10 protein-coding genes and 1 pseudogene are annotated in these 13,620 nt (G+C 68.2%); 5 read left to right on the top strand and 6 right to left on the bottom strand.

The window, feature by feature from the left end; translation table 11 throughout:
- The 4 genes and pseudogenes from EA346_RS06085 to trxB all read right to left on the bottom strand — a co-directional run.
- Window positions 1–704: FAD-binding oxidoreductase (locus EA346_RS06085; protein ID WP_296756691.1), on the bottom strand; the 704-nt coding region annotated here is incomplete at its 3' end.
- Between the two features lie 40 nt (window positions 705–744).
- Entirely contained in the window at window positions 745–1,479 is a 735-nt protein-coding gene (aat, locus tag EA346_RS06090) for a leucyl/phenylalanyl-tRNA--protein transferase (protein WP_296756708.1), read from the bottom strand.
- Between the two features lie 92 nt (window positions 1,480–1,571).
- On the bottom strand, window positions 1,572–2,735 hold the full coding sequence (locus EA346_RS06095; protein ID WP_296756692.1) for a GNAT family N-acetyltransferase: 1,164 nt from the start codon (window positions 2,733–2,735) through the stop codon (window positions 1,572–1,574).
- A gap of 43 nt (window positions 2,736–2,778) precedes the next feature.
- Window positions 2,779–3,735: pseudogene (gene trxB / locus EA346_RS06100) on the bottom strand (thioredoxin-disulfide reductase); the annotation flags it as partial.
- Between the two features lie 384 nt (window positions 3,736–4,119).
- On the opposite strand from trxB, the gene EA346_RS06105 reads away from it, so the two are divergent.
- The 4 genes from EA346_RS06105 to EA346_RS06120 all read left to right on the top strand — a co-directional run bounded on the left by EA346_RS06105 (window position 4,120) and on the right by EA346_RS06120 (window position 9,210).
- Window positions 4,120–6,417: a DNA translocase FtsK gene (locus tag EA346_RS06105; RefSeq protein ID WP_296756697.1), complete on the top strand. Its 2,298-nt coding sequence runs from the start codon at window positions 4,120–4,122 to the stop codon at window positions 6,415–6,417.
- Between the two features lie 92 nt (window positions 6,418–6,509).
- The gene (lolA, locus tag EA346_RS06110) at window positions 6,510–7,145 is read left to right on the top strand and encodes an outer membrane lipoprotein chaperone LolA (protein ID WP_296756699.1); all 636 of its coding nucleotides are present in this window, start codon (window positions 6,510–6,512) and stop codon (window positions 7,143–7,145) included.
- Window positions 7,146–7,213: 68 nt separating this feature from the next.
- Window positions 7,214–8,548 carry a replication-associated recombination protein A gene (locus EA346_RS06115; protein WP_296756710.1) on the top strand — a complete coding sequence of 445 codons (1,335 nt, stop codon included), beginning with the start codon at window positions 7,214–7,216 and terminating at the stop codon, window positions 8,546–8,548.
- Window positions 8,545–9,210 carry a TVP38/TMEM64 family protein gene (locus tag EA346_RS06120; protein WP_296756701.1) on the top strand — a complete coding sequence of 222 codons (666 nt, stop codon included), beginning with the start codon at window positions 8,545–8,547 and terminating at the stop codon, window positions 9,208–9,210. Before EA346_RS06115 ends, EA346_RS06120 begins: the two co-directional genes overlap by 4 nt.
- A 134-nt stretch (window positions 9,211–9,344) precedes the next feature.
- Here the strand turns inward: EA346_RS06120 and pbpG are convergent, their stop codons facing one another.
- Window positions 9,345–10,271 (bottom strand): D-alanyl-D-alanine endopeptidase, encoded by a 927-nt coding sequence (pbpG, locus tag EA346_RS06125; RefSeq protein ID WP_296756703.1) that lies wholly within the window; start codon window positions 10,269–10,271, stop codon window positions 9,345–9,347.
- A 206-nt stretch (window positions 10,272–10,477) separates the two neighbouring features.
- Here pbpG and EA346_RS06130 point away from each other — a divergent pair, with 206 nt between their 5' ends.
- Window positions 10,478–11,842: an ABC transporter substrate-binding protein gene (locus EA346_RS06130; protein WP_296756705.1), complete on the top strand. Its 1,365-nt coding sequence runs from the start codon at window positions 10,478–10,480 to the stop codon at window positions 11,840–11,842.
- Between the two features lie 85 nt (window positions 11,843–11,927).
- Here the strand turns inward: EA346_RS06130 and EA346_RS06135 are convergent, their stop codons facing one another.
- Complete coding sequence (locus tag EA346_RS06135; protein ID WP_296756707.1) at window positions 11,928–13,547, bottom strand: TolC family protein; 1,620 nt, start codon at window positions 13,545–13,547, stop codon at window positions 11,928–11,930.
- Window positions 13,548–13,620 lie beyond the last annotated feature (73 nt).

A 13,620-nucleotide genomic window follows, 5' to 3' on the forward strand; every position in this document is an offset into this window, starting at 1 on the left:
CGGGAACGATCGCGCCACCGGGGCAGCCGCGTTCCGGCCGGCTGCGGCGGGGCATGCCGGCCGGCGACAAACACCCCCCGGCCAAGCCTGCGCCCGCGAGCGACGCAGTCGATCCGAGCGATCGTGTACGGCCATTCGGCGCCGAGCCGGTCGTTGATGTCCCAGAACGCGTCCAGATGCCCGAACCGGATGCCCTCGGTCAGCATCAGGTCGCTGCTCACCGGGATCATCCGCAGGCGCACGCGGGTGATCAGTCCGGTGAGACCGAGACCGCCGATGGTCGCGGCGAACAGATCCGCCTGCTCGGTCGGACCGATCCGCAGATGTTCGCCGGTGGAGCGCAGCAGGTCCATCTCGAGCACGTGCCGGCCGAAACTGCCGGCGCCACGGTGGTTCCTGCCGTGGACATCATTGGCGACCGCGCCGCCGACGGTGATGAACCGGGTGCCCGGCACCACCGGCAGCATCCAGCCCTGCGGCAGGCACCAGCGCAGCAGGTCGCCCAGCAGGATGCCCGCCTCGCAGTCGACGATCCCGGTGCCGCGGTCGAAGGCGATCAGGCGGTCCATGCTCCGGGTCAGCAGAAGGGTGCCGTCGTCGTTCAGACAGTCATCGCCCTGGCTGCGCCCGTTGCCCAGCGCCAGGAACGGGGCGTCGGCTTTGGAGAGCGGCGCGGTTCGGTCCCGCCACTCGATCAGGCGCATCTGCCCGACCCTGGCAGCCTGTCGGGTTGTCTCCAGACCCTCAATCCCCTTGCCGCCAGCCGGGGTCCAGCGGATGGAGCGCGGGATCGAGCCGCCAGGAGCGGGGGCCGGGGTCCTGGTCCACGAGTCGCCGAACCTGTTCCAGGAAGCGCTCGCGCGGGATTTCGGACGCGCCCATGGCCAGCATGTGTGGCGTCGGGGTCTGGCTGTCGATGAGGGGCCAGTCCCAGGCAGCCAGGTGGCGGCAGAGCCAGGCCAGTCCCACCTTGGAGGCATCGGTTGCCCGCGAGAACATCGATTCCCCGCAGAACAGGCGGCCTACCGCGACCCCGTACAGGCCGCCGGCGAGTTCCCCGCCGCGCCAGATCTCGACCGAGTGGGCGTACCCGGCGCGGTGCAGCTCCAGGTAGGCGTGTCGCATCTCCACGGTGATCCAGGTGCCGGTCGCCCCGGCGCGTGGGGCGCCGCAGGCGCGGATCACCGCCTCGAAGTCGCGATCGAAGCTGACCTCGAAGGCGCCGTTGCGGATCGACTTGCGCAGACTGCGCGTGATGCGCAGATCCCCGGGTCTGAGCACGGTGCGCGGGTCCGGGCTCCACCAGAGGATCGGCTGTCCGGCCTCGTACCAGGGGAAGATGCCCTGGCGATAGGCACGCAGCAGGCGCGGCAGCGACAGGTCGCCCCCGGCGGCAAGCAGGCCGTTCGGGTCGAGCCAGGCCTGAGAGGGATGCGGGAACGGTTCGCCCACGACGCCGGCGTGGAGCCAGGTGATCATCCTTCGTGACTGCGCGCTCACGGCCGCCTCCGGCGGACCATGTCCGGACCTTCGTCGCGCAGCGGGGTCAGCGTCGTCATGGCCGCAGACTCTCAGTCCTCTTGGCGATAGGGCGAGCGTTGCATCAGGTTCGCGCACTGCGCTTCCATCATCCTGGTCTCGCGCTCGCAGAAGTCCTGCACGGAACTGCGGAATCCGGAGGTGAGAATGGCGTGGGCCGAGGCCGTAGGCACCGGCAGGAAACCGCGTGGAATCTTGTGTTCCCCCTGAGCGCCCGGTTCGAACCGGGACAGGCCCTCCCGGATGCAGAACTCGATACCTTGATAGTAGCAGGTCTCGAAATGAAGATCGGGAAGGTCCGCGCTGCACCCCCAGAAGCGGCCGTAGAGGGTGTCATGGCTGCGATAGCACAGTGCGGCGGCAATGGTCTGGTCCTCCCGCCGCGCTTCGAACAGCACGACCTGCGGTCCGAGCGCGGCGGCGGTGCCGACGAAAAAGGCCTCGGACAGGGTCGGGATTCCCATGTGTTTTTCGAACGTGTCCTCGTAGAAGCGGTGGAACCGGGACCAGTCTTCCCGATCGGCGGTGGCGCCGGTCAGCGTGCGGAAGACGATGTCCTGTTCGGCGACGCGCCGGCGTTCGCGTTTCACGTTCTTGCGCTTCTTCGCGCTGAGCGCCGCCAGAAAGCCGTCGAAGTCCGCGTAGCCCCGGTTGTGCCAGTGGTACTGGCAACCCGTCCGCCGCAGCAGTCCGGCCGCGGCGGCCAGGGCCGCCTCGGGCTCGGGTGGGAAGAGCAGGTGGACGCCGGAGGCGCCGAGCTCGCTGGCGCGGGAGACGGCCGCTTCGAGCAACCGCCGTTGCAGGAATTCGGGTTCGGGCGCATCCGGATGCACCAGCAGGCGCGGTCCGGTGGCCGGCGTGTAGGGCACGCTGATCACCAGTTTCGGGTAGTAGGGGTGGCCGTGACGCTCCCAGGCCGCCTGCCAGGCCCAGTCGAAGACGAACTCACCGTAGTTGTTCGTCTTCGCGTAGCAGGGCGCCGCCGCCACCAGGGTTTCGGCGTCGAAGATCAGCACATGCTGCGGGAACCAGCCGTAGCGACGGCCCAGGCATTCGTGGCGTTCCAGCCCCTCGAGGAAGGCGTGGCGCAGGAAGGGTTCCCGCCCCCCGGTCAGCGCGTCCCAGGACGCGGCGTCCACCGCGCCGAGACCGTCGCGGATCTCGATGCGCAGCTCCGGCTCTCCGCTTTTGGTCATGACGTGACCCGCATCGGCTGTTCCCGGTGAAGGTTGCGGCGCTTCAGGGCGTCTTTTCCGTGAAGTTCTCCTCCAGGAAGCGCTCCGCGTCCAGCGCCGCCATGCAGCCGGTGCCTGCGGAGGTCACCGCCTGGCGGTAGACCTGGTCCATTACGTCGCCGCAGGCGAACACGCCGGGAACGCTGGTGGCGGTCGCGTTACCCTCCAGGCCGCTCTGCACGATGATGTAGCCGTTCTCCATGTTCATCTGCCCGTCGAAGATACCGGTGTTGGGCTTGTGCCCGATGGCGATGAATACCCCGGTCAGTTCCAGTTCCTTGGTATCGCCACTCTCGACCTGGCGCAGCCGCATGCCGGTGACCCCGGTCTTGTCGCCCAGGATTTCATCCAGCACGTGCTTCCACTCGATGCTGACCTTGCCGGCCTTTTCCTTTTCGAACAGGTGGTCCTGGAGGATCTTCTCCGCACGCAGGGCGTCGCGCCGGTGCACCAGCGTCACGTGGTCGGCGATATTGGACAGGTACAGGGCTTCCTCGACCGCGGTGTTTCCGCCGCCGATCACGGCGACCTTCTGACCGCGGTAGAAGAAGCCGTCGCAGGTTGCGCAGGCGGACACGCCCTTGCCCTTGAAGGCCTCCTCGGATTCCAGTCCCAGGTACATCGCCGTGGCGCCGGTGGCGATGATCAGCGCGTCTGCGGTGTAGGTCCCGCTGTCACCGATCAGCCGGAACGGGCGCGAGGCCAGTTCGGCGGTGTGGATGTGATCGAAGATGACCTCGGTGGCGAAGCGCTCGGCGTGTTTCTGCATGCGCTGCATCAGGTCGGGACCCTGCAATCCCTCGACATCGCCAGGCCAGTTATCGACGTCGGTGGTGGTCATCAGTTGTCCGCCCTGTTCCAGCCCGGTGATCACGACCGGGTTCAGGTTGGCGCGGGCAGCATAGACAGCCGCCGTCCAGCCGGCCGGGCCCGAGCCCAGGATCAGCAGGCGGCAGTGCTTGGTGTCGTTCATGAAGACTCTCCGTGCAGGTTGCGAGAAAGGGAAGGAGGCTGGGATTGGGCGATCGAGGGCGCATCTGCGCCACAACAAGGACGCCGCTGTGGTCCCGTTTCGTCCGTGATTATTGGTAATGCCCGTCGGGCTGTCCAACGGCCACAGGACGTGGACGGCGATCCTGTACTTTGCGGTGCCATTTTAACCACGTAGAATCCGATGTTCGAACGCTCCCTGAGCAGATTCCGATGCGGACCGGGGACCATTCCGGGAATCCGCGGGATTTCCGATGGCCCGCCGCACCGGCGGCTCATCCATCGCGTGCGGTCCCTGCCAGCAACCGATCAGGCCCCCGCCCGCCGAGCCAACGCAGTTTCAACGGACACACCGATGCCTCGAACCAAGGTACAGACCCGGGCCGAGAACAGCCTGAGCCGACAGTTGCTGCGCGGGCTGCGCGAGGGCGCCCTGCTGGTCTTCGGCATGGTGGCCCTGTATCTGCTGGTGGCGCTGCTGTCCTACCACCCGGGCGATCCGGGATGGTCGTACACCGGAGATGGCGAGGGCATCCGGAACCTGGGCGGCGCTGCCGGGGCCTGGTTTGCCGATGTCGTCTTCCACCTGTTCGGCTACCTGGCCTACCTGATTCCGCTGGTGTTCATCGGCGTGGGCTGGTGGCTGTTCCGCCACCGCCGCGATGCGCGCATCGCCAGTCCGCTGGAACTGAGTCTGCGTGGCCTGGCCCTGCTGGTCGCGCTGCTGTCGGGCGCCGCGCTCGCCGCGCTGCACTGGTTGCCGCGCAACCTCCCGGTCAATGCCGGCGGCATTCTCGGCGAACTCATCGCGGGGCTGACGGCGTCGGGGCTCGGCCTGGTCGGAGCCACGTTGCTGCTGCTGGCGCTGTTTCTGACCGGTTTCACGCTGTTCACGGGCTTGTCCTGGTTCTTGCTGATGGATCGCCTGGGCCAGACGGTGCTGGATGGAGTGGATCGGGTGCGGACCCGGCTGGATGCGTTCCGGGATCAGCGGATCGGGGCGGTGGAGAAGGCGCAGCGCGAGATGCGCGTGGAACGTGAGCGCGCGCGCGTGGCGCACCGACCGCCGTCCCGGGTGGAGCCGCGGATCGATGCGCCGGCTCCGAGCCCGCGCGTGATGAAGGAGAAGCAGGTGCCCCTGTTCACCGGTGACGCCAGCGATCCCCATCCCCCGCTGGCGCTGCTCGACGATCCGCCACCCGCCGTCAGCGGCTATTCCGAAGAGTCGTTGCAGGCGATGTCCCGGCTGGTGGAACTGAAGTTGCGCGATTTCGGCGTCGACGTCGAGGTCGTCGCGGTGCAGCCGGGTCCCGTGATCACCCGTTTCGAACTGCACCCGGCGCCGGGCGTGAAGGTGGCGCGGATCTCGGCGCTGGCCAAGGACCTCGCTCGATCGCTGTCGGTGATCGCGGTGCGCATCGTCGAGGTCATCCCGGGGCGGTCCACGGTGGGGCTGGAGATCCCCAACGAGCAGCGTGAACTGGTGTCGCTCTCGGAGATCCTGCGCTCGAACCTGTTCGAGACCGCGAAGTCGCCGCTGACCCTGGCCCTGGGCAAGGACATCGGCGGGGCGCCGGTGATCGCCGACCTCGGGCGCATGCCGCATCTGCTGGTCGCCGGCACCACCGGTTCGGGCAAGTCGGTGGGCGTGAACGCGATGCTGCTGTCGATGCTGTACAAGTCCACCGCCGAGGACGTGCGCCTGATCCTGATCGACCCGAAGATGCTGGAGCTCTCCGTCTACGAGGGCATTCCGCACCTGCTCGCGCCGGTGGTCACGGACATGAAGGACGCGTCCAATGCCCTGCGCTGGGCGGTGGCCGAGATGGAGCGGCGCTACAAGCTCATGTCCCAGCTCGGCGTGAGGAACATCACCGGGTACAACAAGAAGGTGCGCGATGCCGACGCGGCCGGTGCGCCGATCCCCGATCCCACCTTCAATCCGGACGAGCAGGTGGCCGAGGTCGAGCCGCCGGTGCTGGGCCGGATGCCGTTCATCGTCGTGGTCGTCGACGAGTTCGCCGACATGATCATGGTGGTCGGCAAGAAGGTCGAGGAACTGATCGCCCGCCTCGCGCAGAAGGCTCGGGCCGCCGGCATCCACCTGATCCTCGCCACGCAGCGCCCGTCGGTGGATGTGATCACCGGCCTGATCAAGGCGAACATCCCGACCCGGATCGCCTTCCAGGTCTCCTCGCGCGTCGATTCGCGGACCATTCTCGACCAGATGGGGGCCGAACACCTGCTCGGCCATGGCGACATGCTCTACCTGCCGCCGGGCAAGGCACTGCCGGAACGGGTGCACGGGGCCTTCGTCGCCGACCACGAGGTGCACAAGGTCGTGGAGTACCTGAAGAGCACCGGCGAGCCCGACTACGACGACGGCATCCTGGACGAGCCCGAGGCCGGCGCCGCCGCCATACCGGGGCTGGAGCCGGCCACGGCCGAGGCCGAGGGGGACCCTCTGTACGATCAGGCCGTGCAGATCGTGATCGAGTCACGCAAGGCGTCGATCTCCTACGTCCAGCGGCGGCTCAAAATCGGCTACAACCGGGCCGCGCGCATGGTCGAGGACATGGAATCCGCAGGGCTGGTCAGCCCGGTGCAGTCGAACGGCAACCGCGAGGTGCTCGTGCCCGGGGGGCGGGAATGACGGAAACGCGGGGATGCTTCCGGAGTTCAGCGGGGGTTAACGACGCCCGCCGCATCATGGGCTCACAATCCACGCATGAAACGGTGAGTCGAATGAATCGGAATGCTTCAGGAACCTTCGCAGCGATTGTCGTCCTCGGGTTGCTGCTCTTTGCGCCTTCGGGCATTGCAGGCGAGGGCCGGGCGGCGCTGGAACGCTTTCTCGACGGGCTCGAGACGTTTTCGGCCGAGTTCAGCCAGACCCTCACCGACGAGACCGATTTCGTCCTGCAGGAAGCCGAGGGAAGGCTCTCGCTCGCGGTGCCGGACCGGCTGCGCTGGGAGCTGGATGTCCCGTTCGAGCAGTCGATCGTCGCCGACGGGGAGTACCTGTGGACCTATGATCCGGAACTGCGGCAGGCGACGGTCCGTCCGATGGAACAGGCACTGGGGGCCACGCCGCTGGCGCTGCTGACCCAGCCGCACCGCCTGGACGAGCGCTTCGAGGTCGTCGAGGAAGCGGTACCCGAGGGCCTTCGACTGGTTCTGCTGCCGAAGACGCGCGAGGCCGACTTCACCCGGCTGGAGCTGGACCTCACCCGCGACGGCGAGTTGCTGGCGCTGAGCTTTCAGGACGTCTTCGGTCAGCGTACCGAGATCCGGCTGCGGGATGCTCGACGCAATCCCTCCCTCGGGCCGGCGGAATTCCAGTTCATCCCGCCAGCGGGCACCGACGTCTACCGACCGTGACTCGGAGGACCGGCAGCGGCGACCTCTTCGGCGATTCGCCCGATGCGGGCGCAGGCGAGGCCGTCGGGGTGGGCGAGCCCGCCGCTGCTGCCGGTTTCGACGACTCGGTGCCGCTGGCCGAGCGCATGCGCCCGCGCCAGATTGGCGAGGTGCTGGGCCAGGAACACCTGCTCGCACCCGGCGCCGCGCTGCGTCGTGCCATCGAGGCCGGTCAGCCGCCGTCGATGATCCTGTGGGGGCCGCCGGGCTGCGGCAAGACGACCCTGGCCCGGGTCGTGGCGAAGACCGGCGCGCTGGCCTTTGCGACCCTGTCGGCCGTGCTGGCCGGGGTGAAGGACGTGCGCGCGGTGGTCGAGCAGGCCCGCGCCCGGCGCACCGCCCGGGGGCAGGGAACCCTGTTGTTCATCGACGAGATCCACCGCTTCAACAAGGCGCAGCAGGATGCGCTGCTGCCGCACATCGAGGACGGCACCATCCGCTTCATCGGCGCGACCACCGAGAATCCTTCGTTCGCGCTGAACAATGCCCTGCTGTCACGGCTGCGGGTCTACCGCCTGCAGCCCGTGACCGTGCCCGTGATCGCGACGCTGCTGCGGCAGGCGCTGTCCGACGTGGAGCGCGGGCTGGGACGCAAGAAGCTGCAACTCGACGACGAGTGGATCGAGCGGCTGGCGGCGGCGGCCGACGGCGATGCCCGGCGGGCGCTGAACTGGCTGGAGACCGCGGCGGACCTCGCCGAAAACGGGGCGATCACATCCGAGGCCCTGCGTGCGGTGATGGGCGCCCAGGCCCTGCAGTTCGATCGCCAGGGTGATGCCTTCTACGACCAGATATCCGCGCTGCACAAGTCCGTGCGCGGCTCCGATCCGGACGCCGCGGTCTACTGGCTGGTGCGGATGCTGGATTCGGGATGCGACCCCGGCTATCTCGGCCGCCGGCTGCTGCGGATGGCCTACGAGGACATCGGTCTGGCCGCCGTGGGCCTCGCCGGCCGCGTGCTCGCCGCGTGGGAGACGGTCGAGCGTCTGGGTCGCCCCGAGGCCGACCTCGCGCTGGTGCAGGCCGCGATCGAACTGGCCAGCGCACCGAAGAGCAACGCGGCCTACGTCGCGCTGGGCCAGGTGCGTGCGGCACTGGCGGAAACGGGCAGCCTGCCGGTGCCGCTGCACCTGCGCAATGCACCGACCGCGCTGATGCGCGAGGAGGGCTTCGGGAAGGGCTACCGCTACGATCACGACGAGCCGGACGGCTTTGCACGTGGACAGACCTATCTGCCAGAGGACCTGCTCGGCCGGCGCTTTTATCGGCCCGGCCGCGCTGGCACCGAACGGGTGCTGGCCGAGCGGCTGGAAACCCTGCGCCAGGACCGCGAAGAGGATACGGGGTCAGGAGCAGGCGAATGAAACCGTGGATCTGGGGGCTGAGCCTGCTGCTGGCGGCGGTCGTGGTCATCCATTTGATCGCGCGCATTCCGATCGAGGCCATCGACTTCGCCGTGCTCGAGGCACGGTTCCAGGCCTTCGGTGTCTGGGCCTACCTGCTGTTTGTGATCGGCTTCGTGGTCCTGGCGATGTTTCCGATTCCCACGACTCTCTGGGTGTTGCTGGGTGGCAGCCTGTTCGGACCGCTGGTGGGGACCGTGCTCAGCGTCTTCAGCGCGACCGTGGCGGCGGTGCTTGCCTTCGTGATCGGTCGTTTCCTGGCCCGCGATTACGCGAGGACCCACGCCGGACCCCGCGTGCGCCAGGTGATGCGCGGCGTCGACGCAGAGGGTTGGCGGGTGGTGGCGATGACGCGGCTGATCCCCGTCTTCCCCTTCGCCCCGACCAACTACGCGCTGGGTCTGACCGGCATTCGGCTTCACAGCTATGCCTGGACCACCGGCATCGCGCTGATTCCGAATCTGGCGGCCTACTCCTGGCTGGGACACGCGACGCGTCAGGCGGTTTCGGGCGCCGAGAACCTGGTCCAGATCCTGCTCGGCGCAGTCGCGCTGATCGCGCTGCTCCTGTTCCTGCCAGGCTTCCTCCGGCGGTTGAAAAGCAACGGCGAGAGGGGTGATTGAACGCGAGAACGCTGCTTCCCCTACGGACGGTCCATGCGGCCCGGGACGCCGCCCTGGAGTGCGGCAGCTTGCTGCCGCTTTGGCCGGGTTCGGCGCCGAAAGCGGGAGCAAGCTCCCGCACTCCACAAGGGCCCTCAGTCGCTCTGCGCGGATGCTTCCGCGGTCAGTGCGGCGATGCGGCCGCGCTCGTAATCCAGGGCAGCACCCGCGACGGCACCACCGTTGCCGGTCTCCAGCCAGCGCCGGATGCGTCCCGCATCGCCCAGCGGAGTCCGGGTGCCGAGCGAATCCAGCAGGACCATCACCAGGGGTCCGTTCCCGACGTCCGCCACCATGACCAGACAACGGCCGGCCTCGTTCAGGTAGCCGGTCTTGCTCAGGTGGACGTCCCAGCGCGACGAACTCACCAGGGCATTGGTATTGCCGTAGTCCAGGCTGTAACGGGGCCCACGGAAGTGAACGCGGTGCTGCGAACCCGTGGACATCTCCCGGATCTCGGGATACGCGTACGCCGCCTCGACCATCTTCACCAGGTCGCTCGCACTGGCGACGTTCTCCGGCCACAGTCCCGAGGGATCGACGAAACGGGTCTGTGTCATCCCGAGGGCGCGCGCCTTGTCGTTCATCGCCGCGATGAAGGCGTCCAGCCCGCCGGGGTGATTCTGCGCGAGCACATAGGAGGCCAGGTTTTCGGAGGACATCAGCGTGATGCGCAGCAGGTCACTGCGCCTCGCCTCGGAGCCGACTCGCATCCTCGAAAAGGCGTTCTTCGGTGGGTCGTCCGAGCGCTGCACGATCTGCAGCCACGCATCCATCGGCGCGCCCGAGTCCAGCACGACCATCGCGGTCATCAGCTTCGTCACGGAGGCAATGGGGGCGGGGCTGTCCGCGAACTTCTCGAACAGTGGCGCGCTGGACTGCAACGGCGCGACTGCGGCATGCACGGAGGCCAGTTGCAGGTTGGCAGCGTTCGGCGCCGGTGTCACCGGCCCCGCAGCCGCGGACACGGCAAGCGTCACGAGGCCGGTCACGACACCGGCGAGCCACAGAGTCTTTTTCATGTTTGGGTCCCGATTCTGCAGTTGCCTGGCGGTGGATGACGGCGGCGTCCCGGGCGGACCGTGGCCGGCGGGCCAAGATGCGGAGGATAACGGAAGCCGGACGCCCGGCGCACCCCCCCGACCGCCGCCAATTACGGCCCGCTATGCTGTAGGCTTCCCCTGCGGCGTCACCACAATCGCCGCGGGAGCCGGGAAGAGGCGGAGCGATGACCGATATCCAGAAGGGGGCCGGGCCGAGAAATCTCCCGGGCAGCCAGATCACCGGCCTGCTGATCTGGAGCCTGGCGGCTCTTGCAGGGGTCATTGCCCTGGTGATCGCCTGGCAGTTCGTGGAGCCGGCGCCTCCCACGCAGGTGCGTCTTGCCACCGGAGCGCCCGGAGGTGCCTACGAGCAGGTCGGAATCCGTTATCGCGACTGGTTCGCCGAAAAGGGCATGCGTCTGGAGCCGGTGGTCACCGCGGGCTCGATGGAGAACTGGGATCTCCTGCTCGCAGGCGAGGTCGATGCCGCGTTGGTACAGGGGGGCACGGCTCCCGTGGATGCGGGGCTCCAGCTGGAGGCGGTGGTCAGCATCGCCTTCGAGCCTTTGTTCCTGTTCTACCGGCGGGACGGCATCGGTGTGGAGAGCGGCGACGCGGCAGCGAATCGCCTCGAGGCCCTGGCGGGCATGCGGATCGCCATCGGTGCTGAGGGCAGTGGTACCCGAAGCCTGGTGAAAACGCTGCTGGCCGAGATCGGGCTCGCCGAGCGGCTGGAGGAAACGGGGACGGAATTGCTGTCTCTCGGCGGTGCCGCGGCCGTCGAGGCCCTGCGGGCCGGGACCATCGACGCTGCTGCCTTCGTCATGGCGCCGCAGGCGCCCCTGGTGCGGCAGTTGCTGGCCACCGAAGGCCTTGGGTTGGTCGACCTCGCGCAGGCGCCCAGTTTTGCCCGCAGGCTGCCGTATCTGTCGGCCGTCACCCTCTATGAGGGTGTCGCCGACCCGGGCCTGAACCTGCCTCCCGCCGATCTGCGCATGGTGGCGCCTGCGACCTATATCGTCGTCCGCAAGGATACCCATCGCAGCGTCGTCCAGTTGCTGATCGAGGCGGCGCAGCGGGATCGGACCATCCACCTCGTCGGTACCGGGAGCGAGTTTCCATCCCTGGACTACACCGACATCCCCGTCGGCGAGGATGCCCGGTACTTCTTCGAGCGCGGCCCCAACTTCCTGCACCGCCACCTGCCGTTCTGGGCGGCATCGCTGCTGGATCGTCTCGCCATCCTGATCATTCCGCTGCTGACGGTGATCATCCCGCTGTTCCGCATTGCACCGGCGGCGCTGCAATGGAGCGTCCGGCGGCGGATCTTCCGCTGGTACCGCCAGATCCGGGTCATCGACGAGGAGATCGTCCAGCGCGGTGTGCCCCGGGCGCGGCTGGAGAGCGATCTGGCGCTGCTCGAACGCCTGGACCAGGATGTCTCTGCGACCGAGGTCCCATTGTCGTACATGGAGGAGTTCTACAACCTGCGCCTGCACATCGCCTACATGCGGCAACGGGTCAAGGACGCGCTGGCCGAGTCCGAATGACCGCCCGTGCCGCCGGAGCGCGGCGTGGAGCCGGGGTGATAGCTCTTTGGGAGTCTTCCGGAACGCACTGATGCCTATGGGGTCGTCAGAATGGGATCGGTTCCTGGCCTGGGGTCTCTATTCCGCGGTGTAGCAGCAGGGTACCGCTCTGCAGGAGCAGGTCGGTGCTGGCCTGACGGAAACGGATGATGGCAGCGCGAAGGCTGAGCTGACTCTCCAGCAGGTCACGCTGCGCCTGCGCGACCTCGAGGCCGGTCGCGGTGCCGACCCGGAAACGGATCTCCGCGACCCGCAGCAACTCTTCCTGGAGCGCCACGGTGTCCTCGCGGGCCTGGACCTGGGCGGCTGCCCGATCCGCTTCGAACCAGGCGGCCCGGATGTCCTGGATCGCGAGCCGCTCGAGATTGTGAAGAACCTCGCGCGTCTGTTCGCGCGTCAGGCGCGCGCGGCTCGCCCCCGCCTCGGCCGCGCGGTTGCCCAATGGCAGTTCGAAGCGCAGGCCGGCGACCAGGTCGTAGCCGTCCCCCTGGCTGCCGCGCAACGCGCCGCCGAGACTGTCGGCGTAGCCCGACGCACCGAGGGTCAGGAAGAAGTCCAGTCTCGGCAACAGCCCGTCGCGGGTCAGGACGATCTCGAGATCATTGCGCTGCAGGCGCAGCCGGGTTTCATTGAGGTCGCTGCGGTGGTCCCGGCCCAGATCCACGTAGACAGCGATCGGTTCCAGTTCGTAGGCGGTGGGCACTGCGGGGCTGATCGCGACGAAGCCCTGGTCCCAGTCGCTGCCCGGCGCACGGATCAGGCGCGACAACCGGTTCTGGGCACGGGCCAGCGCGCTGCGGGCGTCGATCAGGCCCTGGCGGCGCAGCGCAACCTCGGCGCGGGCCCCGATCTCCTCGGTCTCCGGGCGTTCTCCAGCGCGGATGCGACCGCGCGTCTCCTCCAGCAGCCGCTCGGCGACCCGGAGGGCATCCTCGAGGATGGTGATGTCCTCCGCGGCCAGCACCATCGTCCAGTAGGCCGATTCGACGTCGGCGACCAGCGTCTCGACGAAACCCCGCAATTCGTACTCGGAGGCCGTGACATCCAGGCCGGCCTGGCGCAGGCGCACGAGGTTGGACTCGATGCGGCCACCGCGCAGCAGGGCCTGGGTCAGACTGACGCCGCCGCGGCCGGTGAACTGCTCGCTCGCACGCGAACTCTCGGCCCGGTTGCCGCGCACCGACAGCGTGAGTTCGGTGCCGGTGGGCAGGTTCTGGCGCAGTCCGGCCTCGGCACGCTCGCGTTCGGAGCGGAAGGTCTCCTCGACCTGGATCTCCTGGAACTGCCGTATGCTGCGGTCCCGCGCCAACTCCAGATCGGCGAACGCCACGGGATCGAAACGGGCCCGCTCCTGGGCCTCGAAGGTGCCCTGGATGGCAGGCCTGAGGCGTTCCGCACGCAGCCCCCGGTTGTTCTCCAGCGCCATCGCGACCGCGTCTTCGAGCGAGAGCGGTACGCTGTCAGTCGCCGCGCTGGCGTCGGCAGGCGTCCTCTCCGGTGGTATCGACAGACGCAGTGGCTCGGACTGGACGGTTCCTGACAGCAGCAAGAGCCCGATCAGCAGCGCGGCGGTGCAGACCTGCCGGAAGGGCAGGGCCCGTCGCCCCTTGCGTCCTGCAGGTGCTCGCGGGGCTGAGGCGTAGCTCGGCATCACGGATTCAGGCATGGCTGCTCCGCGGGGCGGTCGCGGGCGTCCGCTCCGGATGGAAGATCAGGTACAGCGAGGGGATCAGGACCAG

It is taken from the genome of Thioalkalivibrio sp., from assembly GCF_007692535.1.
Classification (GTDB): Bacteria; Pseudomonadota; Gammaproteobacteria; order Ectothiorhodospirales; family Ectothiorhodospiraceae; genus Thioalkalivibrio.